Origin of the sequence: Legionella sp. 16cNR16C (assembly GCF_021297775.1) — a bacterium.
In the GTDB taxonomy this organism is placed as follows: domain Bacteria; phylum Pseudomonadota; class Gammaproteobacteria; order Legionellales; family Legionellaceae; genus Legionella_C; species Legionella_C quinlivanii_A.
The window spans coordinates 389273-409801 of record NZ_JAJTMX010000001.1; the positions used below are offsets into that span (position 1 = coordinate 389273).

Here is a 20529-nt window from a genome sequence, read left to right on the forward strand (position 1 = left end):
ATAGCCAGACTTATTTTTCCCATAAGGCTTCAAGATTATAGAAGGCACGACTATCAGGCTGCATTACATGGAGAACATAATCGCCGAAGTCTACCAAAGCCCAGTCACCGTGTTCGATACCATTCTCTGAAAGCGCGGGATAACCATCAGCCTTCATTTTTTCCATGACAAAATCAGCAATTGATTTAACATGGCGTGAAGAGCGCCCGCTTGCGATAATCATATAATCGGTAATTGTAGTCTGCTCCTTGACATCGAGTACTTTGATATCATTCGCATGAATGTCATCAAGATAGGTAAGGAGCTGGTTAAGCTGGGTAGAGTATTCAGACATAGACTATTTCATCTCAATTTTAAAGGGCCTGATTTTAACAGAAGCCGGGAACTACCGCCATTAAGGCAGAAAAATTTTTACAACAGTCCAATTTTAATTTCGCATTAGTCTGATTTCCCAAGCAATAACTTCCTGATTATCAGATTCAAACCGATACAAAGTAATGTAGCAACCAGAAGGATAATTAACAGCTGCGTAAATGATTGGGCATAGTGCATTTTCAAAAGCGAAACAGACATAGTCGAACCGCCTTCTACAGAGGTTAAATTAGCCAGTTTACCTGAAAGGAAGCCGCCGATGCCAAGAGAAACAAAGAAAATTCCCATCATGGTGCTTACTTTACGCCTGCTGGCCAATACGGTAATCGCAGACAAACCCACAGGTGAAAGCAATAGCTCCGCTATTGAGATAAGCAGATACGCCGGGATAAATAACCAGGGGGATAACAGATGACTATGGCTATCAGTCACACAGACAAAGGTAATAAGTCCATAAGCCAGGGTCATAAAAATCATTGCCAGAACAAATTTGTTGCCGGTGCTCAAGCCATTTTGGGTTGAATTCAGGCGCGGGGCGCGGCGTGATAGAAAATAGCCGAATACCAGCATACCGAAGCTTTGAATGCTGACATAATAGGGCGGTGGAAAGTTAATACCTAACAATGTGGGCTCTACGACACGCGAAATCAATAAAGTCAAAGACAGAAACATCTGAAAATAAAATGCCCAGAACATTACAGAGATGATACAGAGAAGCCCAATAACCATCGTTTGCCGGGCCTGGGTACCACTTTCCCGCTGAATGGTGGTCACCAGATAGGCGAGAGAAATGATAACTACTGTTCCAAAAGCCGCATTGGCAATACTTGCGAAATTAAGAATAAGAAAAGAAACTCCCCACAATGCCAGCATAATAGCGGCTGCTTTAAAAAGCTTGGTCGCCTGATACTGGAAAGGATGATAGTCTTCAATTTTGTAAAGTTTAACACCGAACCCAAAGACAAAAAGTGAGATGATCATCCCAAGCGCGGCACTGAAAAAGGAAACGCCCCAACCGAAGTGCTCATTTAGCTGGCTCGGCAGAGTGGTTCCGAGAATAATTCCAGTAGTTATCCCCATATAAAATATCGTAAAACCGCTTTCCCGCCTGGGAGAGTCTGCAGAATATTCATTGCCGAGAAGCGAGGAAATATTGGGTTTTAAAAGACCTGTACCGACTGCTATTCCCGACAAAGCCGCAGTCAGAATGGCGGGGGATGAAAAAAGAGAAAGAAATAAATAACTGGTAAACAGGCAGAGGGCACCCACAATAACTGTTCGTTTCTGACCCAGTAAATTATCGGCTATCCACCCACCGACTAGTGGGGATAAATAGGTAACTGCGGTGAAAGAGCCTACTAATGAATAGACCTGATCATCAGGCCACTCAAAGTGAAGAGCAAGATAGAGGGCTAAAAGGGATTGAACCACATAAAAGCCATATCTTTCCCACATCTCTGTGGCAAAAAAAACTTTCAAGGAAGGCGGATGGGTATAGGGTATTGTATTCACGATAGGTATCTTCACATATATTGCTGCAAGTGTAGCATGTGGATTATAAGTTTTCATCAGGATAGTGGTGGGATGATTAGAAGGCGCATCGGATTCGTCAATTCAGTTGATATTTCTTGTCTGATAGCTATATTCCAGCACACCATTCTCTGGTGTATGCTATCTCCCTCGGAATGTCTAAGGGAGCAGTACAATGAGTGTGCAATCTACTAGGGAGCGACTGGTGAAAGCCAGAACAGGCAATGAGCTCGAGGCAGGAAGCTGGTTAACAGAAGCTGCCTTGCGAATGCTGTGCAACAACCTTGATCCGGAGGTCGCAGAAAGACCCGATTCATTAATTGTCTATGGTGGGCTTGGAAAAGCAGCGCGAAACTGGGACTGCTTTGATGCAATAGTCAGAATTTTAAAAAAGCTCGAATCGAATCAGACCCTTTTAATCCAATCAGGCAAACCAGTAGGGGTTTTTACAACGCATGAGGATGCTCCCCGCGTGCTGATTGCCAACTCTAATCTGGTTCCTCATTGGGCAAACTGGGAACATTTCAATGAATTAGACAAAAAAGGTCTGATGATGTATGGCCAGATGACCGCAGGAAGCTGGATCTATATTGGCTCTCAAGGCATCGTTCAAGGTACTTATGAAACCTTTGTTGCTGCAGGGAAAAAACATTATCAGGGAAGTCTGGCAGGAAAATGGATATTAACTGCCGGGCTTGGTGGAATGGGTGGGGCCCAACCCTTGGCCGCCACAATGGCAGGGGCCAGTATGCTGGCAGTTGAATGCGATCAGACCCGTATCGATAAACGGCTGCACACTCGTTATCTGGACAAAAGTACTGATAATCTGGATGAGGCTTTGGATTGGATTAATAAAGCCCTCAGCAGTAATGCGCCGGTATCGGTTGGTCTGCTCGGTAATGCGGCCGATATTTATCCGGAGCTGGCAAAGCGCGGGGTTCGTCCCGATCTGATAACCGATCAAACCAGCGCCCATGATCCGCTCAATGGCTATTTACCAAAAGGATGGACTTTGGAAAAAGCGGCTTCACTGAGACGAACCCATCCTGAAGAAGTAGTTACGGCAGCGAAGTCATCAATGGCGGAGCAAGTCAAAGCCATGCTCTATTTCCAGACACAGGGTATTCCAGTATTTGATTATGGCAATAATATTCGCCAAATGGCATTTGAAACTGGAGTCAAAGACGCCTTTGCCATTCCAGGTTTTGTTCCAAGCTATATCAGGCCGTTGTTTTGTGAAGGCGTGGGGCCTTTCCGTTTGGTTGCATTATCAGGAGATCCCGAAGACATCTATGCAACTGATGAAAAGGTAAAAGAATTATTGCCGGAAAATCAGCCGCTTCATCGCTGGCTGGATATGGCGAAGGAAAGAATCAGTTTCCAGGGCTTGCCAGCCAGAATTTGCTGGGTTGGACTCAAAGACCGGGCACGCCTGGGATTAGCCTTCAATCAAATGGTTAAAAATGGGGAATTAAAAGCCCCTGTTGTGATTGGCCGCGATCATCTTGATTCCGGTTCAGTCGCAAGCCCAAACCGTGAGACGGAAGGAATGATTGACGGGAGCGATGCCGTCTCCGACTGGCCTTTACTAAACGCCTTGCTCAATTGTGCCAGTGGGGCAACCTGGGTCAGTATTCATCATGGCGGCGGTGTTGGTATGGGATTTTCCCAGCATGCAGGAATGGTCATCGTTGCTGATGGAACTGATGAGGCTGCCAGACGATTGGCAAGAGTATTGTATAACGATCCGGCTTCAGGTGTTATGCGTCATGCCGATGCAGGTTACTCTCTAGCCAGACAATGTGCTCATGAAAATCATTTGTGGTTACCTATGGAAGAGGAAAAAGCCCATGTTTGAATCTGTAAGCATAGTTCCGGGCGAATTAACACTGGCCAGAATCAGAGCGCTTTTGGTTTCAAAGCAGGTTATTACGCTTGATGAAAGTTCTCATGCCGATATTGAGGCCTCTTTCAAAGAAGTGGAGTCAGTAATTCGTGATAAAAAAATTGTCTATGGAATTAATACCGGCTTTGGTTCGCTGGCGTCTCAGACAATAAGTCCTGAGAATCTGAGACAATTGCAGCGAAATATTGTTTTGTCGCATGCCTGTGGAACGGGCGAGCTTCTGGATGATGAGACGGTTGCCTCAATTCTTCTTCTGAAAATAAATAGTCTTGCTCAGGGATATTCTGGGGTAAGTCCGGCGTTGATTCAGGCTTTTCTGTCGATGTATAACCATCAACTCTGGCCTTGCGTTCCTGCCAAAGGATCAGTGGGGGCTTCAGGGGATCTGGTTCCTCTTGCTCATCTTAGTTTACCATTAATTGGTGCCGGGAATGTACGTTATCAAGGTAAAGTAATGCCTGCTGAAGAAGGATTGGCACTTACCGGCTTAAAATCCCTGGAACTTGGCCCCAAAGAGGGGCTGGCCTTATTGAATGGCTTGCAGGTTTCTGCCGCTATCTGTTTACAGGCTTATTATCAATGTGTGACTTTGTTTGAAACCGCTATAATTGCCGGCTGCCTTTCACTGGATGCGGCGCTGGGAAGCGATACGCCTTTTGATGATCGCATTCATCGAATTCGTGGACATCAGTCACAGCGTGTCGTCGCGCAGTTTTATCGCGAGTTATTGGCTAAAAGTGAAATCAGAGAGTCTCATCGTTCCTGCAATAGAGTGCAGGATCCTTATTCACTACGATGTCAGCCACAGATCATGGGTGCAGTTTTGCATCAAATGAATTTTGTCAGAGATACTCTGGCGGTTGAGGTCAATGCAATTACTGATAATCCTCTGGTTTTCACAAGAGAACATGAAATATTATCGGGTGGTAACTTTCATGGTGAAGCACTGGCTATGGCGGCCGATAATCTGGCGCTTGCTATTGCAGAAATAGGGGCTAACTCTGAAAGACGAATAGCTTTGCTTATAGACAAGAATTTCAGCGGATTGCCGGCTTATCTGGTTAAGGAAGGGGGGCTTAATTCTGGATTTATGATTGCTCATGTGACAGCGGCAGCCTGTGCCAGCGACAACAAAGCTTTGGCGCATCCGCATTCAGTCGATAGTTTGCCGACTTCTGCCAATCAGGAAGATCATGTTTCCATGGCCACAAATGCGGCCAGACGATTGCATTTGATGCTGGATAATACAAAAACTATTCTGGCTATTGAGTTGTTGGCTGCCTGTCAGGGGCTTGACTTTCATCAGCCATTATCAACCTCAACCCCTCTGAAGTTTTTCTATGAAAAGCTGAGATCCTGTGTAAGGCATTATGAATCAGATCGCTATTTTTCACCGGATATCGAAGTTGCTAAACAGAAAATATCAGAAGGAGAATTCAGAATTCCAAAAATGATGTTACACTCCCCGCTTTATTGAAGATTGAATTCACTATGATTGTTGAAATTTTTACTGATGGAGCATGCAAAGGCAACCCCGGTCCTGGTGGATGGGGGGCTTTATTACGCTATAAAGGCCAGGAAAAAAAAATATATGGCGGGGAAGCGCATACTACAAACAACCGAATGGAGCTGATGGCTGCCATTCAGGCACTTACTCTTTTGAATCGTTCTTGCCAGGTAGAGCTATACACCGACTCCCAATATGTCCGTCAAGGTATGACGGGATGGCTTTTTCAGTGGAAAAAAAATGGTTGGAAAAATTCTAAAAAAGAAGCTGTAAAAAATGCGGATCTCTGGCAGCAGCTTGATGCTTTGGCTCAGAAACATCAGATTAACTGGCATTGGGTAAAAGGGCATTCCGGTCATGTCGAAAATGAGCTGGCAGACGAGCTGGCAAATCTTGCTATTTCAGAGTTATTACAAAACTAAATTAAAGAGATAATTTTATGCGCCAAATCGTTCTTGATACAGAAACCACGGGTATTAGTCATGATGCGGGACACCGTATTATTGAAATTGGCTGTGTAGAGCTTCTTGATAGAAAATTAACCGGTAAGCATTACCATGTTTATATCAATCCTGAACGAGAAGTGGATGAGGGAGCATTTCGGGTACATGGGATCAGTACCGAGTTTCTAAAAGATAAGCCGCGTTTTTCTGAAATTGCTGATGAGTTTCTTAATTTCATCTGCGATAGCGAATTAATCATTCATAATGCCCCCTTCGATGTGGGCTTCATCAATGCTGAACTCGGGCATCTTAAGCATCCGCATCGGCTTGATAAATATTGCATGGTCCTTGATACCCTGGTGATGGCAAAAGAAAAACATCCTGGCCAGCGAAATAGTCTCGACGCGCTTTGCAAACGCTATGAAATCGACAATTCGCATCGCCAGTTTCATGGAGCGCTCCTTGATGCTGAAATCTTGGCATTTGTTTATCTGGCAATGACTGGCGGGCAAACCAGCTTATTTGGCAGCGATCTGGAAGAAGAGCAGCAAATTATTGTTGAAACCGAAGCGGTAGTTAGTAATGTTCAGTATAATATTCCGGTGTATAGCGCCAGTGAGGAAGAGCTAGCGGGCCACAAAAATTTTATAGAATTTTTAGTAAAAAAATCGGGAGTCAACCGCTTTGAGGAGGAGGTGTAAATACACTCTTCTTTAAGCGATTAAATTTATATGATAGAATGGTGTAAAATCGCCCATTTAGTGTGTTTTAATGTCAGGAATTGCTTTAAGATCATTCGCTTTATTTTGCATTCTTGCTATTTTAATTCCGGTAATCGGGCATGCGGTTGAAGTTCCCATCTATGATTTTCCGCTTGATCTGTACTCGCAAAATGTCAATGATTATCTCCCTGCTGATAGCATTGATTATGATGCACCGATATTAAGCAGTAATTATCAGGAGCTGCAGGTAGAGCAGTTCTATCAATATTATTACTCAAGTGATGCGAATGGTCTGTCTCCCTGGAGTGAAGGCCTTGTCCGTTCACTTTTTCCTAAAATAAAGCAAACTGAACTGGAAATACTGGATGAATTCAATAATCAAAACAAAGAACCTTCGGCACGTCATTATGGTGAAAACTTTAAAGAACATGATGCCAAATGGTTAAATAGAATAAAGCACAATATGAATCTTGCTGCTTTGGAAACCCTTGAGTTTTCTGAAGCAAACCGAGCTATTGCAATTAACAACTGCAAAACAGACCCTATGGATGGGGTGGGGCCTATTTTTATAATGATTGCTCACAGGAATTAAAAAGCCTGTTCACTCCTTTGGGAATCTGGCTGCCTCGGAATTCTGCTCAGCAGGGGCAATTGGGTTCGGTGGTGGATAAAGCTGCTCTTCCTGGATCAATTAAATAATTCCGGATCGCCACAAGCCTTCGCTATTGGCTTTTCAACACCAGGCAGACCAGCGGATCTATGATGAAAAATTTCCTGATTGTTAAGGACTACTGGCCAGTGTATATGCCCTCCCGACGTGCTGGGCTAAAGAAGTTAATCCATGCGATGTACAATACCCGAATATGGCGTTCTGAGAATCAGGGAACACATGGTTGCATTGCAATGGAGGAAAAAAATCTGCAATTGCTGCTTCAATGGCTTGATAAAAGTAAAAATCCTTCTATTTTGATTATCAGCAAAACAACTCTTAATTCCTGAAGACTGGAACTGCCTAATAAATGAACTATATTTAGGTTAGGATCATCTAAAGGACAGATCATGGAAGCAAGAAACCTCCGCAAATTCATCCTCGCTGCATTTGCTTTTTGTGTATTCGATAATGCCTATGCCGACAATGCAATAATTCCAGACAATGTACCCCACATTAATGTAGCCTCCAATACATTTATTTTTAATCCGAGAAAATTAACCTGGGTTGCGATATCCAGTAATGGGAAGGTGGTACGAAGCGGAAAAGCATCTGGTGGAAGTCATTACTGCCGTGATATCAGACGCTCTTGTAAAACCCCTTCGGGAACTTACCGGGTAATGAGTAAAAGCGGGGCAGGATGCCGTTCCAGCCGTTATCCTTTGGGAAAGGGCGGAGCTCCCATGCCTTATTGCATGTTTTTCAGTAAATATTATGCAATACACGGGTCTCCTGATGTTCCCAATTACAATGCCAGTCACGGCTGTATTCGCGTAAGACCTGGCGATGCTAAATGGTTGAATCAGAATTTCGTCAAGATTGGAACAAAAGTGATCGTAAGACCTTACTAGAGTTATGCCTACGCCTTCATCCTGAGAAAGTCGGGATGAAGGACATTCCAGGCGAAAGCGGGAACTTAGAGCAATAATGGGAAGGCAGGAAATAAAATACTACTCATCCTCATCCATACTGAAAGAAGAACCACAACCACAAGTTGTTTTTGCATTAGGGTTACGAATTACAAACTGTTCGCCCTGTATGCCTTTGACATAATCGATTTCTGCATCAGAAAGATATTGATAGCTCATAGAATCAATCAATAAATTCACTCGTGAACTGCCATCTGAGCATTGCTGGGAGACGATGGTATCGTCCTCATTAATGACATCGTCAAACGTAAAGCCATACTGATAACCCGAACACCCTCCACCGCTAATGAAAACCCGGAGGTTGAGTTTAGGATTATCTTCTTCAGCCAATAAAGAGGCAACCTTGTCGGCTGCACTGACGGTAAAATGAACGGAAGAGGTTTCTGTCATTGTGGCGTCCATTTGTAACTCCAAAAAAATGTATCAGTTTATCGAATATTTTGCTCAATTATAGCACCACCGAGGCATTGGTTTTTATCATAGAACACAATATATTGCCCGGGAGTAACTGCCCGCTGAGGATCTGCAAACATCACACAATGCTGCTTATTATTCAGTGGTGAAATGATGCAGGCTTGCTCTGTTTGCCTGTATCGGGTTTTAGCATAGCAGGTGATTGGCAATTGATCTTTATAATCCGCAAGCCAGTGAATTTCACTGCACATCAACCCTTGCGAATAAAGCATTGGATGGCTCTGTCCCTGGGCAATAACTAAAGTATTGTTCGCCAGATCCTTATCAACCACATACCAGGGCTCATCACCTGAGTTAGCAAGCCCCCCAATGCCCAGGCCTTGCCTTTGCCCTAGCGTATAGAACATTAAACCATCATGTTGTCCTATTATATCACCTTTTGTAGTTTTGATTGGACCTGGTTTGGCCAGAATAAACTCATTCAGAAAGTTTTTAAATTTCTTTTCGCCAATAAAACAAATTCCTGTGGAATCCTTTTTATCATGGGTAATCAATCCCAGTTCTTTGGCCATTTCCCTGATTTCCGCCTTGTGGTAGTCACCTATTGGAAATAAAGTTTTAGCTAGAGCAGAAGGTTCTACTGCATGTAAAAAGTAAGTTTGGTCTTTTTCACGATCCTTGGCTTTCAGCAATGCAGGGAATGGGTTTTCATGTTTGATTTTAGCATAATGACCGGTTGCAATAAAATCAGCCCCCATACCTAAGGCATAATCCAGAAAAGCTTTAAATTTGATTTCTTTATTACAAAGCACATCGGGATTCGGTGTTCTTCCGGATTCATATTCATTTAAAAAATGAGTAAAAACTCTATTCCAGTATTCACCTGAAAAATTAACACAGTGCAGAGGGATATTCAGCTTGCCTGCGACTGCTTCTGCGTCTGCCAAATCTACTGCTGCAGGACAATAATTGTCTTGGTCGTCCTGCTCCCAATTCTTCATGAACAAGCCTTCGACCTGATAGCCTTGCTCCTTGAGTAACCAGGCAGCCACTGAGGAATCAACACCTCCGGACATACCCACAATGACCTTTGCTTTCATAATTTTACAAATGTTTAAAATATATCTATTTTAAGCCAAGTGGCTTCTCACTGAAACCCTGTTATGAAAATTAAATTCTCTTTAAACTTCAAATTCAGCAAGTAATTTACAACAATCATAATCAATGAGATATAGCTTGACTGTTAGATGCAGTCAAATTGAATTCACTCACATTGTCAATAATAAATGAACATTTGTTTATTCTATTTAGAAGTTCATCAGCAATTACTCCCTGACTGATAAGCCCTGGGTCTTCCTTAATCCTCTGGATAGCCAATTGGATATCTTCCGGGCTGTTCGCATCGTCGAGTTCTTGAAGCAGCTCTTTTGCGACGTCTACTTTTTTGGCTGTTAACGTTTGATTTCTGAAAAATTTGGTCCTGAAAGATGGGCTAAACTCTCCGTCGAGATTTAAAGTGCCCCGGGAATTAATATATCGTTCAAGCTCAGCTTTACAGCTCTCTTTTAACTGATTAATTGTAATAGGTTTTTCATGCGTAAGAATCTGTTTAGCACTCGAAATTAGCTCTTGATTGGGTTGCGGTAATGATGGGTTTACTGATTCATCATAAGCCGCGGCCAACTTTTTAATCAGGGATTTATCTGATTTTAAAAAATCAACATTATAGATGTCTGGACGATTCATTTTGATAAATAATAATGCTTTGGTCGTATTCACTGTATTAGAGGCAATGATTGTTGGGATAAAAGGAAAAGTGCTATAGATCTTGTCATAGCCACGTCTCCATTCAGAGTTGCTTATCATGCTGGCAGGTCTGGTGCCTCTTTGATATCGAGCAAAGAAGGCCTCTTCTTGCTGTTGCAACTGGAATGCCATTCCAATATCAACACAGGCAATATTACCCTTTTCGTCTTTCTTAAAATTTCCAGGTACATAGGCATCAAGGACAATACGACCCGTACGATTAAAAATGTCTAAGAGTGCATTACCTATCTCCCGATCCGATGCATTTTTACCCTCGATAAAAGGACAAACCCATCCTGATTTGGGAGGGATGCTGTCATTATCAGTATGCAAATAGGCTGGTGGTGGATAATTACTGTTTATCTCATTCCATAATCTCGCTGATCTTTCAGGCCCATCGGTAGGCGGTACATAGTGGCCTAAAGCTTTCTGAACTTTAAATACTTTAGTTCTATCTTCATTAACATAAGCAACATTAAATGTTCCTTCTCCCAGTTTTTCCCACATAGCGAACTCATTTATTTAAATATGTATATGTATAACTTAGCAGCAATTAGCTATATTTGTGCGAATAGCATGACATAATTCGTCTGACTCAATCGGACGTTGATGACAAATAATTTGCGCAAATTATTCAAATAAAGATACAATATGCGTCAATTTATTTATTATTTAGTATTTATGACTCATATTCAAGCTTTGCCAGAATCACAGTTGTTAAATTATTTATTTTTAAAAACAATACTAATTATTAATTATAATGCAATGAACCTGCTTCCATTGACGGTAAATCCGGATTGCGATTTTGAGCGTTTTCAGGAACAGATTGCTTCTGTTGAAGCGGGAGGCCAGTCTGCTTTGATAGAACTGCGTGATATGTATAGGGAAGCATTGATAACGGATAGGCAAAGAGCAAATAAAATTAAACAAATTATTGGGTACTTTGTTCTTTTAGATCAAGATGCAAATGCACAAATAGATTTTACTCGTATGACGCCAGCCGAATTACAGCGGGTTTTCAATATTCACTTCTTTAGAAGCAGAATAGTGACTCAAAGTATGTACTTCTTTTCAGAGCGCCCAGAAAATATTGAAGGCTTAACGGCAGAACAATTAAATGATTGTGGCTGGCATTTTTATCAAAAAAAATATTATGAAGAGGCTGTGCCGTATTTTCAATTAGCCGCTTTAGCAGGTCAAGAACAAGCACTGGTCAATTTAGGGGTGTGCTATCATTGGGCACAGGGCATAGAGAAGGATGATGAAGCATCTGTACTTTGTTTTGAATTAGCTGCAGACAAGAATAACCCGCAAGCGCTTTATAATTTAGGTATGGCTTATGAAGAGGGTTGGTATAATGGGGAAAGCAATACAAAGCAAGCACGGAATTACTATATTCGAGCTGCCCGGCTAAAGGACAGTGAGTCTATTTGTCAGCTAGGCTGGTATGCTGAAAATGGGATTTACCCTGTTACCCAGAATTTTGAAGAAGCCTATAGACATTATGAAAATGCAGACAAGCTAGGCAGTGCTCGTGCGGCCTTTAATTTAGGTCGTTGTTATGAGTCTGGTAAAGGATGCAATGAAGATTTAAGTAACGCCTTAGAATGCTATCAACGCGCACAAGAGCGGGGATACGCAAAAGCAGAATGGGCAATTGCTCGCATTGAAGATAAGCTAAATCGTGCTTCTTGTATTTTACTGTAATAGGTGGTGCTGGCAAAGCACTAAAAATATTAATTCTGATGGCGAAAAGGAATTCCACTCGATATAAAGCAAATTTTCAAATCATTTCAATCGGGAATGGCGTTATTTCACAAGTAAAATATACTTAAAGTATACTTCCCAAAATCTCCGAATAATTATGCCTGAAATAGCTCGACTAACTAAATTTTTCAGTAAAATTGAAAATACATATCGTGAAAGTTTATCTATCAGGCATTTAATCGAAAGCGGAGAAATAGTTCCGGCTACTCATTCGGAGATTAGTTTTATTGTACTTGTGGTTAACAGATTGCGCCTTGATTTGAACCACAATAAGCGCCTGACGGCAGAAATTCTTGAAGAAATGTTAAAAGGCGCACATCTTAGATTTGAAGATGATGGTTTTTTTTATTCTGAAATATCTTTGCAGTTTAAAGAGCGACTGCAGAAGCGCCGCTCATCTCATCAGTCTATTGTGCAGCAATATTCATTTTCGGGAGTCGTCCTCAAAGAGGTGCTATTTGGTGTTTCCGAGAATAAAGAAGGGAAGAAAGCAAGCTGGATTCAATTTGAACGGCATAATACCAGAACCATCGCTGCTTTGACCCTGCATCTTATTGATTACCTGAGATATCGATGTACAGGAAAAAATATTGGCCCCTTCGGCGTATCCGTTTATACTGATCGCGAGCCTTTGACCATAAATCCGGTGAAGATTTAACTGATTTACACTGTACGTCGGTTGCGCATATATGTGCTCCAGACGGAGTTACCTGGAATTGAGTTTTTATGATAATTAATCTGAAAAAATACCCCGAATATAATGACTATCAGCAGGCTTTACTCGAGCTGACTGAGCGTCTGCCGCAGCATATCCAGCCGCCTTGTGAGCTGGTCTGTCAGTTTAAGATTGAGTTTTGTCGAAATTATTATTTATTAAGCATGACCGTGAGCGGAAAGCTGACAATCATCTGCCAGCGATGTTTAAATGAATTTACCTGCGATTATTCCAATTCAACGGAACTCGCCCTATGTGCCTCTGAAACCATTGCTGAAAAACTGATGGCTGAATTTGAGACAGTTGTTTATGAGAAGGATGAGGTTGACTTGAAACAACTGGTTACTGATGAGCTATTTCTCTACAGTCCAATGCTTCATGAGCATGTCGAGGATTGCGATGCTGAAATGCAACAACACATGAACATTTAAAATAAATCGCGGAAATTTCCGAATAATGGGAAATTGCAGTATAATACGCAGCAATTTTTGCTAAATTCCAATATTAGTTGCACTAAGACTTGGATTATAGGGAAAAAATGGGTAATATTTCGCCCAACATTAGACTATTCGCCTAGGAGTAATACAATGGCTGTTCAACAGAATAAAAAATCACGCTCACGCCGTGATCAACGACGTTCACACGATGCTTTGACCGGACCTACTTTATCCGTAGATAGCACAACAGGTGAAACGCATCGCCGACATCACATCACCCCGGATGGTTATTATCGTGGTCGCAAAGTGCTTGACACCGATAATGTCTACGAAGACGAGAAAGAAGAGTAATTCGCTTGAAAAGCATAACAATTGCCGTCGATGCGATGGGAGGGGATCATGGCCTTAAGGTGGTGATTCCTGCTTGTGTTCGAGCTGTTCAGCAAAACCCGGAACTTAAGCTGATTCTGGTTGGCGATCAAACACAAGTTAACTCATTGCTAAAAAAACATACTGCGAATCCAGAGCAAATCACAGTAGTGCATGCTTCTGAAATTGTGGGTATGGATGAACTGCCTTCTCAGGCAATGAGAAACAAAAAAGATTCATCCATGCGAGTTGCGATTAATCTGGTGAAAGAAGGAAAGGCAGAAGCCTGTGTCAGTGCTGGAAATACCGGCGCATTGATGGCTACCGCGCGTTTTGTCCTGAAAACCTTACCCGGTATTGATCGTCCGGCAATAATAGCTACCTTGCCAACACAGCAGGGAAAAACCCGGGTCATTGATCTGGGTGCTAATGTGGATTCCTGTGCTGAGCATCTTTTTCAGTTTGCTGTAATGGGCTCGGCTCTAATCCAGGCTGTTGATAAAAAACGTCAACCCAAAATCGCATTGCTAAATATTGGTGTTGAAGAAATCAAGGGAAATGATCAGGTAAAACGTACCGCCCATATGCTGGCCGAATGTACACTAATGAATTATGTTGGCTATGTGGAAGGGGACCAGTTTTATTCTGGTGAAGTAGATTTGGTAGTCTGCGATGGTTTTGTTGGTAATGTAGCCTTAAAAGCAAGCGAAGGCCTGGCCAAGTTAATGCTGTCAGTTCTCAGGGAATCCTTTTCACGCTCATTTTTAACCAAACTCGCGGGATTGATTGCCAAACCTGCCCTAAATCATCTTAAAACCCGTATGGATCCAGCCCGATATAATGGGGCCAGTATGCTAGGGCTAAATGGCATTGTTATTAAAAGCCACGGCGGTGCAAACGAACTGGCTTTTCAAAATGCCATTGAAGAAGCAATTTTACAAGTTAAGAACAATGTAGTGGACCTTGTGCGTGAGCAAATAACCGATTTTATCAATCAAGGCTTATTGTTATGAAAAATGCTGTAATTAATGGTACAGGCAGTTACTTACCAACGCATCAGTTAAGCAATGTGGAACTTGAGTCCAGACTGGATACCACTCACGAGTGGATTCATTCCAGAACAGGTATCAGCAGCAGACATATCGCCAATGATGAGGAAACTGTATTTTTTATGGCTTCAGAAGCTGCCAGGAAAGCACTGGAGTCTTCTACTATTGAAGCAGACGATATCGACGTTATTATTGTCGCAACCTGTACCCCTGATCATTTTTTTCCGAGCATGGCCTGTCATGTTCAAAAAGCACTGAATATTAAAAAACCAATTCCAGCATTTGATATCAGTGCTGCCTGCAGTGGTTTTGTCTATGCTATGGACAACGCATGGAATTTTATCCGTTCCGGAGCTGCAAAGCATATTCTTGTAATAGGTAGTGAGCGTATGTCTCACGCAGTAAATTGGGAAGACCGTTCTACCAGTATTCTTTTCGGCGATGGCGCAGGAGCTGTTGTCTTGTCGGCAGACTCCGAAAGAGATGGAATTATTGCCAGTAAACTGCATTCCTCTTTTGATGCGGATGCTTTACTCACCTATGAAAATTTTACGACTCAAGGCCAGCGCTCCTATATTGGCATGCGCGGAAACGAGGTGTTTAAAATTGCAGTTAACATCATGGGTGACATTGTTGATGAAATTCTTGAAGCCAGCCAGCTGAAGAAATCAGACATAAACTGGTTAGTTCCACATCAGGCCAATATTCGGATTATAAAGGGAATCGCCCGGAAACTGGACTTACCGATGTCTCAGGTCATTGTTACTATAGAGAATCAAGGTAACACGTCTGCTGCCTCTATTCCTCTGGCTCTTGATTTTGCAATCAAAAATGGCTCCATTAAACGTGATGAGTTATTACTTCTTGAATCCTTTGGTGCCGGTATGACCTGGGGTGCCCTGGTCATTCGTTACTAATCCATTCTGGAGATTTATTTTATGGCAAATCTGGCATTTGTATTCCCCGGACAGGGATCTCAATCAGTAGGTATGCTGGCTGAGCTTGCTGAAGCCTATCCTGTTATTCATAAAACATTTAATCAGGTATCTGATGCATTAGGTTATGATCTATGGCATTTGGTTCAGAATGGTCCGGAAACCCGTCTTAATCAAACTGAATATACGCAGGTCGCAATGATGACAGCGGATGTTGCTGTCTTCAGAGCATTAAAACAACAGGATTTGCCACGTCCAAGATTTATGGCGGGACATAGTCTCGGTGAATATGCCGCTTTGGTTTGCGCTAATGCGCTAAGTCTTCAAACAGCAGCAAAACTGGTTGAAAAGCGCGGTCAGTTAATGCAACAAACAGTACCAATGGGTTTGGGCGCTATGGCTGCTATTGTTGGATTGACTGATGAACAGGTTGTTGAGCTATGCAAGCAATCCAGCGACTCACAGTTTAAAGTCAGTCCTGCCAATTACAATGCGATAGGCCAGGTGGTTATTGCGGGTCATAGCACTGCTGTTGAAAAAGCCATAATTAACGCGGAAGAAACCGGTGCGAAGCTTGCAAAGCTTATCCCGGTCAGTGTTCCCTGTCATTGCGATTTATTAAAAGACGCCGCAAGCGCGTTTGAGAGTGATTTGAATGCTGCTGATTTCAGGCTGCCGGATTTTGCTGTGGTCAGTAATGTGAATCTGGCTGTTTATCAATCTATCCAGCAAATGAGAACGCTCTTGAAAGAGCAGTTATATCGTCCTGTTCGCTGGGTAGAGACTATACAACTATTTAAAGCCAATGGAGTGGAGCATATCATCGAATGCGGACCAGGCAGAGTATTGTCTGGCTTGGTCAAGCGAATTGATCGTTCATTATCTGCCGCTAGTGTTTATGACAATGATTCGATGGAAGCGGTTTTGTCGCAATGGGAAATGAGCGAAAGTTATTAATTCGGAGCTTGGAATGATAAATCTTCAGGGTAAAATTGCATTGGTTACCGGTGCAACACGTGGTATTGGCATGGCCATTTCCAAAACATTAGCCAGGCAAGGGGCTTATGTTATAGGTACCGCAACGACGGAAAGCGGCAGACAGACTATTTCCGACTACTTCAAACAGGAAGGCCTTTCTGGCGAGGGTGCCGCTTTGGACGTTACCAATAAGGACGCCATTGAGCATTTAATGTCGCAGCTTTCTGATCAGGAAAAACTGCCTGGAATTCTGGTCAACAATGCCGGGATCACTTGCGATAATCTGTTGCTTCGCATGGACGACGAGGAGTGGCTTAAAGTTATCGAAACGAATTTAACTGCTGTATTTCGCATGAGCAAGGCTTGTATCAAGCCGATGTTTCGGGCGCGTTGGGGCCGTATTATCACTATAGGCTCAGTGGTAGGGGCCAGCGGCAACTCAGGACAGACTAATTACACTGCTGCCAAAGCAGGAATTGTTGGATTCAGTAAATCACTTGCTCAGGAGATGGCAAGCCGGGGTATCACAGTAAATGTGGTGGCCCCTGGTTTTATTGATACCGATATGACCAGCATCCTGCCAGATATGGTTAAAGATGAAATGCTGAAAAGAATACCCATGAAACGTCTGGGTTCTGTTGATGATATTGCGCAAACAGTCGCTTTTCTGGCCTCTGATTGCGCCAAATATATCACTGGAGAGACTATTCACGTGAATGGTGGAATGTACATGGATTAATTTCTTGCGTTCTTGCAAGAATTGAATAAACTACCTTCATAAATTTTTTTAACAAAGAGGAAACACTAGTTATGAGTACAGTTGAAGAGCGGGTTCGTAAAATTGTTGTCGAACAATTAGGCGTTAAAGAAGAAGAGTTGAAAAACAATGCTTCTTTCGTTGATGATCTGGGTGCTGATTCATTAGACACTGTTGAACTCGTTATGGCTTTGGAAGAGGAATTTGAGACTGAGATTCCTGATGAGAAAGCAGAGAAAATTACTACTATTCAGGAAGCCATTGATTATATTGAATCAAACCTGAATAAAGAAGAAGCCTGATAATTGAGGAGTATTCATTGAGTAAGCGGCGTGTTGTAGTCACTGGGATGGGGATGGTTACCCCTGTTGGACTTAATGTCGAGGAAACCTGGCAAAATATATTGGCTGGTAAAAGCGGTGTTGGACTGGTTGAAGGTTTTGATACTGCTGAATACTCCACCAAAATATGGGCCAAGGTTAAAAATTTTAACATTGAGGATTACGTGCCGCTGAAAGATGCTCGCAAAATGGATGTATTTACCCAATACGGAATTGCGGCTGCTGATGAGGCTCTGGCTGACTCTGGATTGGTGATTGATGAAACACTAAGCCTTCGTACCGGTGTGGCTGTAGGTGCAGGAATTGGTGGCATTGAGACAATCACTAATAATCAGGATAAGCTGGTAACCGGTGGGCCAAGAAAAGTATCCCCTTTCTTTATTCCCGCAGGCATCATTAACATGGTTGCCGGACAGATTTCAATTCGCCATAGCCTTAAAGGCCCTAATATTTCAGTCGTAACAGCCTGTACTACTGGAACGCATAATATTGGTCTGGCAGGGCGAATGATTGCTTACGGCGATGCAGATGTAATGATCTGCGGTGGTGCTGAAATGACTACGACACCGCTTTGTCTGGCTGGTTTTTCTGCTGTTCGCTCCTTATCAAAAAGAAATGAAGAGCCAGAAAAAGCCTCACGCCCCTGGGATAAGGACCGTGACGGTTTTGTTATGGGTGAAGGCGCAGGCATTCTCATTCTCGAAGAATACGAACACGCAAAAGCTCGCGGTGCAAAAATTTATGCCGAACTTGCTGGCTTTGGCATGTCTGGCGATGCCTATCATATTACAGCACCTGATGAAGATGCGGATGGAGCCTCTCGAGCAATGGAAGCGGCTATTCATGATGCAGGGATTGAGCCTGAGCTTGTTGATTACATTAATGCTCATGGAACTTCGACCTATCTCAATGATATGAATGAAACCAAGGCTGTTAAACGAGTATTTGGTACTCATGCCTATGATCTGGCTATTAGCTCTACAAAATCGATGACTGGTCATCTGTTGGGAGCAGCTGGAGCAGTTGAAGCGATATTTAGCGTTCTCGCAATTAAGGATCAAATCGTACCGCCCACTATTAACCTGGATAACCCGGATGAGGGTTGCGATTTGAATTATGTTCCACATGTGCCGCAAAAGAGAAAAGTTGATTACGTGTTAAGCAATTCTCTTGGGTTCGGCGGGACTAATGGTTCCTTACTATTCAAGCGTGTATAAATGTTTGGCCGGGTAATCAAACTATTCGCCGTTCTGTTTTTGGTATGTAGTTTGATTTTTCTCGGCTATGAAGCCTATTTTATTCACAACGATTTACATTCCGCCATGATTGATAATGGCAAACCCTTCATTATTGAAATCAAACCTAACTCCACTGCCAGTGCCATTGTGCATCAACTAAAGACCCAAGGTTTTATTGAGTCTGAGCAAACCTTGCTGAATTATATTAAATGGAAAAAGATTGCCGCTCAGTTTAAGGCAGGAGTCTATGAAATCGAACCCGGCGATTCAGCGCTTGATTTCCTTGAGAAGATAATTCAAGGGAAGGTATTGATTGAATCCCTGGCAATTATCGAAGGGACAACACTTGCTCAGGTTGAAAAGCAATTTACACAAACCCCTTATCTGTACTTCAGCCCGGATGATTTTAAGCTGATTATTGGTAATCATGAAACAGCGGAAGGCTTATTGCTGGCAGATACCTATCGTTACAATGCAGGGAGTGATGCAAAAAAAATAATTCAACTTGCAAATAAAAATCTCCTTAAGGTACTTAATGAGGCATGGCAGCAGCGGGCTGCAGATCTTCCCTATAAAGAACCGTATGACCTCCTTATTGTAGCCTCGATTTTGGAGAAGGAAGCCTCTATTGCAGAAGAGCGCGGGATCATATCAGGAGTTATTGTCAACCGTTTAAAGAAGCATATGCCACTGCAGATGGATCCTACAGTTATTTATGCAATGGGGCCTGATTTTAAAGGAAAATTAACTCATGCGGACCTTGCCATAAACTCTGCCTATAACACCTATCGTAACAAGGGATTGCCACCGACACCGATTGCAATGGTTGGAAAAAATGCTATCTTCGCTGCGGCTCAACCCGAGAAAACCAATTATTTATATTATGTGGCTAAAGGTGATGGCTCGCATTACTTTTCCACTAATTATGATGAACAACGCCGCGCTATCTTTCGCTATCTGATTAAGGGGCATGAATGACGTCAAAAGGCAAATTTATTGTCGTTGAAGGGATGGAGGGCGCAGGTAAATCAACTGTCATTCATACCATTAAAGAGTTTCTGACAAAAAGAATTGATTCAGTCATTCTTACCCGCGAGCCAGGCGGAACGCGTATTGGAGAAAAAATCCGCGAAATCATAAAGGAAAATTATCCTGGTGAGACTCTTGCAGCGCGAAGCGAATTATTACTAATGTATGCAGCCAGAGTCCAGTTGCTGGAAGAACTTATACATCCAACTCTGGAAAAGGGCGGCTGGGTGGTTGCCGATCGATTTGAGTTATCCAGTTTTGCTTATCAGGGCGGGGGGCGTGGACTCAATATGGAGTTTCTTAATCAGTTGTCCTCTTTTTGCCTTGATAATATTCAGGCTGATTTGACTTTTTTTCTTGATATTTCACCCGAGAATGGGCTGGCCCGAACCAGGGGAAGGGGAGAGGCTGATCGTATAGAGCGTGAATCTATGGACTTCTTTAACCGGGTTTATCAAGCTTATCATCATAAAATCAGCACGATGGAAAAAGTCGTTATTATCGATGCGGAACTGTCCCTAAGTGAAGTTCAGGAGCAGGTTATCTCCAGTCTGGAAGCATTTTTTAATTGATAGT

25 protein-coding genes are annotated in these 20529 nt (G+C 42.6%); 20 read left to right on the forward strand and 5 right to left on the reverse strand.

Annotated features, from left to right (window positions below):
- Nucleotides 1-10: 10 nt before the first annotated feature.
- Together rsfS and LXA66_RS01860 are read right to left on the reverse strand one after the other, a co-directional pair.
- Nucleotides 11-334 carry a ribosome silencing factor gene (rsfS, locus tag LXA66_RS01855; protein ID WP_112219594.1) on the reverse strand — a complete coding sequence of 108 codons (324 nt, stop codon included), beginning with the start codon at nt 332-334 and terminating at the stop codon, nt 11-13.
- 104 nt (nt 335-438) lie between these two features.
- Nucleotides 439-1884: a peptide MFS transporter gene (locus LXA66_RS01860; protein WP_370637116.1), complete on the reverse strand. Its 1446-nt coding sequence runs from the start codon at nt 1882-1884 to the stop codon at nt 439-441.
- 193 nt (nt 1885-2077) lie between these two features.
- On the opposite strand from LXA66_RS01860, the gene hutU reads away from it, so the two are divergent.
- From hutU to LXA66_RS01895, 8 genes are all read left to right on the forward strand, one after another.
- Entirely contained in the window at nt 2078-3760 is a 1683-nt protein-coding gene (hutU, locus tag LXA66_RS01865; RefSeq protein WP_233011669.1) for a urocanate hydratase, read from the forward strand.
- Nucleotides 3753-5285: a histidine ammonia-lyase gene (gene hutH, locus LXA66_RS01870; RefSeq protein ID WP_233011670.1), complete on the forward strand. Its 1533-nt coding sequence runs from the start codon at nt 3753-3755 to the stop codon at nt 5283-5285. The genes hutU and hutH overlap by 8 nt, the downstream gene beginning before the upstream one ends.
- A gap of 14 nt (nt 5286-5299) precedes the next feature.
- The gene (gene rnhA / locus LXA66_RS01875; RefSeq protein WP_112219590.1) at nt 5300-5737 is read left to right on the forward strand and encodes a ribonuclease HI; all 438 of its coding nucleotides are present in this window, start codon (nt 5300-5302) and stop codon (nt 5735-5737) included.
- Nucleotides 5738-5754: 17 nt separating this feature from the next.
- Complete coding sequence (gene dnaQ, locus LXA66_RS01880; RefSeq protein ID WP_233011671.1) at nt 5755-6459, forward strand: DNA polymerase III subunit epsilon; 705 nt, start codon at nt 5755-5757, stop codon at nt 6457-6459.
- A 70-nt stretch (nt 6460-6529) separates the two neighbouring features.
- Nucleotides 6530-7072, forward strand: coding sequence for an NlpC/P60 family N-terminal domain-containing protein (locus LXA66_RS01885; protein WP_233011672.1), 543 nt, complete (start codon nt 6530-6532; stop codon nt 7070-7072).
- Nucleotides 7073-7077: 5 nt separating this feature from the next.
- The gene (locus tag LXA66_RS15870) at nt 7078-7179 is read left to right on the forward strand and encodes a hypothetical protein (protein ID WP_370637156.1); all 102 of its coding nucleotides are present in this window, start codon (nt 7078-7080) and stop codon (nt 7177-7179) included.
- A 60-nt stretch (nt 7180-7239) separates the two neighbouring features.
- Nucleotides 7240-7479 (forward strand): hypothetical protein, encoded by a 240-nt coding sequence (locus LXA66_RS01890; protein ID WP_233011673.1) that lies wholly within the window; start codon nt 7240-7242, stop codon nt 7477-7479.
- 60 nt (nt 7480-7539) lie between these two features.
- Nucleotides 7540-8040 (forward strand): L,D-transpeptidase, encoded by a 501-nt coding sequence (locus LXA66_RS01895; protein WP_233011674.1) that lies wholly within the window; start codon nt 7540-7542, stop codon nt 8038-8040.
- 99 nt (nt 8041-8139) lie between these two features.
- Here the strand turns inward: LXA66_RS01895 and erpA are convergent, their stop codons facing one another.
- From erpA to LXA66_RS01910, 3 genes are all read right to left on the reverse strand, one after another.
- Nucleotides 8140-8520: an iron-sulfur cluster insertion protein ErpA gene (gene erpA, locus LXA66_RS01900; RefSeq protein ID WP_058506481.1), complete on the reverse strand. Its 381-nt coding sequence runs from the start codon at nt 8518-8520 to the stop codon at nt 8140-8142.
- 26 nt (nt 8521-8546) lie between these two features.
- Nucleotides 8547-9632 (reverse strand): tRNA 2-thiouridine(34) synthase MnmA, encoded by a 1086-nt coding sequence (gene mnmA / locus LXA66_RS01905; RefSeq protein ID WP_233011675.1) that lies wholly within the window; start codon nt 9630-9632, stop codon nt 8547-8549.
- Nucleotides 9633-9753: 121 nt separating this feature from the next.
- A complete protein-coding gene (locus LXA66_RS01910; protein ID WP_233011676.1) occupies nt 9754-10845 on the reverse strand; it encodes a hypothetical protein in 1092 nt (363 codons plus the stop codon).
- Nucleotides 10846-10989: 144 nt separating this feature from the next.
- Between LXA66_RS01910 and LXA66_RS01915 the strand changes: the two genes are divergently transcribed.
- The 12 genes from LXA66_RS01915 to tmk all read left to right on the forward strand — a co-directional run bounded on the left by LXA66_RS01915 (nt 10990) and on the right by tmk (nt 20525).
- The gene (locus LXA66_RS01915) at nt 10990-12045 is read left to right on the forward strand and encodes a tetratricopeptide repeat protein (protein WP_233011677.1); all 1056 of its coding nucleotides are present in this window, start codon (nt 10990-10992) and stop codon (nt 12043-12045) included.
- 157 nt (nt 12046-12202) lie between these two features.
- Nucleotides 12203-12763, forward strand: a complete 561-nt coding sequence (locus tag LXA66_RS01920) for a hypothetical protein (RefSeq protein WP_233011678.1) — start codon at nt 12203-12205, stop codon at nt 12761-12763.
- 68 nt (nt 12764-12831) lie between these two features.
- Nucleotides 12832-13251, forward strand: a complete 420-nt coding sequence (locus LXA66_RS01925) for a DUF177 domain-containing protein (protein ID WP_233011679.1) — start codon at nt 12832-12834, stop codon at nt 13249-13251.
- Nucleotides 13252-13407: 156 nt separating this feature from the next.
- Nucleotides 13408-13608, forward strand: coding sequence for a 50S ribosomal protein L32 (gene rpmF / locus LXA66_RS01930; protein ID WP_058506476.1), 201 nt, complete (start codon nt 13408-13410; stop codon nt 13606-13608).
- Between the two features lie 5 nt (nt 13609-13613).
- Nucleotides 13614-14639: a phosphate acyltransferase PlsX gene (gene plsX, locus LXA66_RS01935; RefSeq protein ID WP_112219583.1), complete on the forward strand. Its 1026-nt coding sequence runs from the start codon at nt 13614-13616 to the stop codon at nt 14637-14639.
- Nucleotides 14636-15592 carry a beta-ketoacyl-ACP synthase III gene (locus tag LXA66_RS01940; protein ID WP_233011680.1) on the forward strand — a complete coding sequence of 319 codons (957 nt, stop codon included), beginning with the start codon at nt 14636-14638 and terminating at the stop codon, nt 15590-15592. The genes plsX and LXA66_RS01940 overlap by 4 nt, the downstream gene beginning before the upstream one ends.
- A 21-nt stretch (nt 15593-15613) precedes the next feature.
- The gene (gene fabD, locus LXA66_RS01945) at nt 15614-16567 is read left to right on the forward strand and encodes an ACP S-malonyltransferase (protein WP_233011681.1); all 954 of its coding nucleotides are present in this window, start codon (nt 15614-15616) and stop codon (nt 16565-16567) included.
- Between the two features lie 13 nt (nt 16568-16580).
- Entirely contained in the window at nt 16581-17327 is a 747-nt protein-coding gene (gene fabG / locus LXA66_RS01950; RefSeq protein WP_233011682.1) for a 3-oxoacyl-ACP reductase FabG, read from the forward strand.
- 71 nt (nt 17328-17398) lie between these two features.
- The gene (gene acpP, locus LXA66_RS01955) at nt 17399-17647 is read left to right on the forward strand and encodes an acyl carrier protein (RefSeq protein WP_058506471.1); all 249 of its coding nucleotides are present in this window, start codon (nt 17399-17401) and stop codon (nt 17645-17647) included.
- Nucleotides 17648-17664: 17 nt separating this feature from the next.
- Nucleotides 17665-18903, forward strand: a complete 1239-nt coding sequence (fabF, locus tag LXA66_RS01960) for a beta-ketoacyl-ACP synthase II (protein WP_112219579.1) — start codon at nt 17665-17667, stop codon at nt 18901-18903.
- Nucleotides 18904-19902, forward strand: coding sequence for an endolytic transglycosylase MltG (gene mltG, locus LXA66_RS01965; RefSeq protein ID WP_233011683.1), 999 nt, complete (start codon nt 18904-18906; stop codon nt 19900-19902).
- Nucleotides 19899-20525 carry a dTMP kinase gene (tmk, locus tag LXA66_RS01970; RefSeq protein ID WP_233011684.1) on the forward strand — a complete coding sequence of 209 codons (627 nt, stop codon included), beginning with the start codon at nt 19899-19901 and terminating at the stop codon, nt 20523-20525. Before mltG ends, tmk begins: the two co-directional genes overlap by 4 nt.
- Nucleotides 20526-20529 lie beyond the last annotated feature (4 nt).

Bases quoted from the DNA above. Each gene is read 5' to 3' on its own strand.
- LXA66_RS01895 (WP_233011674.1), top strand. From the start codon at position 7,540: ATGGAAGCAAGAAACCTCCGCAAATTCATCCTCGCTGCATTTGCTTTT.
- LXA66_RS01910 (WP_233011676.1), bottom strand. From the start codon at position 10,845: ATGTGGGAAAAACTGGGAGAAGGAACATTTAATGTTGCTTATGTTAAT.
- acpP (WP_058506471.1), top strand. From the start codon at position 17,399: ATGAGTACAGTTGAAGAGCGGGTTCGTAAAATTGTTGTCGAACAATTA.
- hutU (WP_233011669.1), top strand. From the start codon at position 2,078: ATGAGTGTGCAATCTACTAGGGAGCGACTGGTGAAAGCCAGAACAGGC.
- rpmF (WP_058506476.1), top strand. From the start codon at position 13,408: ATGGCTGTTCAACAGAATAAAAAATCACGCTCACGCCGTGATCAACGA.
- fabD (WP_233011681.1), top strand. From the start codon at position 15,614: ATGGCAAATCTGGCATTTGTATTCCCCGGACAGGGATCTCAATCAGTA.
- hutH (WP_233011670.1), top strand. From the start codon at position 3,753: ATGTTTGAATCTGTAAGCATAGTTCCGGGCGAATTAACACTGGCCAGA.
- tmk (WP_233011684.1), top strand. From the start codon at position 19,899: ATGACGTCAAAAGGCAAATTTATTGTCGTTGAAGGGATGGAGGGCGCA.
- LXA66_RS01915 (WP_233011677.1), top strand. From the start codon at position 10,990: ATGCGTCAATTTATTTATTATTTAGTATTTATGACTCATATTCAAGCT.
- mltG (WP_233011683.1), top strand. From the start codon at position 18,904: ATGTTTGGCCGGGTAATCAAACTATTCGCCGTTCTGTTTTTGGTATGT.
- rnhA (WP_112219590.1), top strand. From the start codon at position 5,300: ATGATTGTTGAAATTTTTACTGATGGAGCATGCAAAGGCAACCCCGGT.
- rsfS (WP_112219594.1), bottom strand. From the start codon at position 334: ATGTCTGAATACTCTACCCAGCTTAACCAGCTCCTTACCTATCTTGAT.
- LXA66_RS01940 (WP_233011680.1), top strand. From the start codon at position 14,636: ATGAAAAATGCTGTAATTAATGGTACAGGCAGTTACTTACCAACGCAT.
- erpA (WP_058506481.1), bottom strand. From the start codon at position 8,520: ATGGACGCCACAATGACAGAAACCTCTTCCGTTCATTTTACCGTCAGT.
- dnaQ (WP_233011671.1), top strand. From the start codon at position 5,755: ATGCGCCAAATCGTTCTTGATACAGAAACCACGGGTATTAGTCATGAT.
- LXA66_RS01925 (WP_233011679.1), top strand. From the start codon at position 12,832: ATGATAATTAATCTGAAAAAATACCCCGAATATAATGACTATCAGCAG.
- fabG (WP_233011682.1), top strand. From the start codon at position 16,581: ATGATAAATCTTCAGGGTAAAATTGCATTGGTTACCGGTGCAACACGT.
- LXA66_RS01885 (WP_233011672.1), top strand. From the start codon at position 6,530: ATGTCAGGAATTGCTTTAAGATCATTCGCTTTATTTTGCATTCTTGCT.
- mnmA (WP_233011675.1), bottom strand. From the start codon at position 9,632: ATGAAAGCAAAGGTCATTGTGGGTATGTCCGGAGGTGTTGATTCCTCA.
- LXA66_RS01920 (WP_233011678.1), top strand. From the start codon at position 12,203: ATGCCTGAAATAGCTCGACTAACTAAATTTTTCAGTAAAATTGAAAAT.
- LXA66_RS01890 (WP_233011673.1), top strand. From the start codon at position 7,240: ATGATGAAAAATTTCCTGATTGTTAAGGACTACTGGCCAGTGTATATG.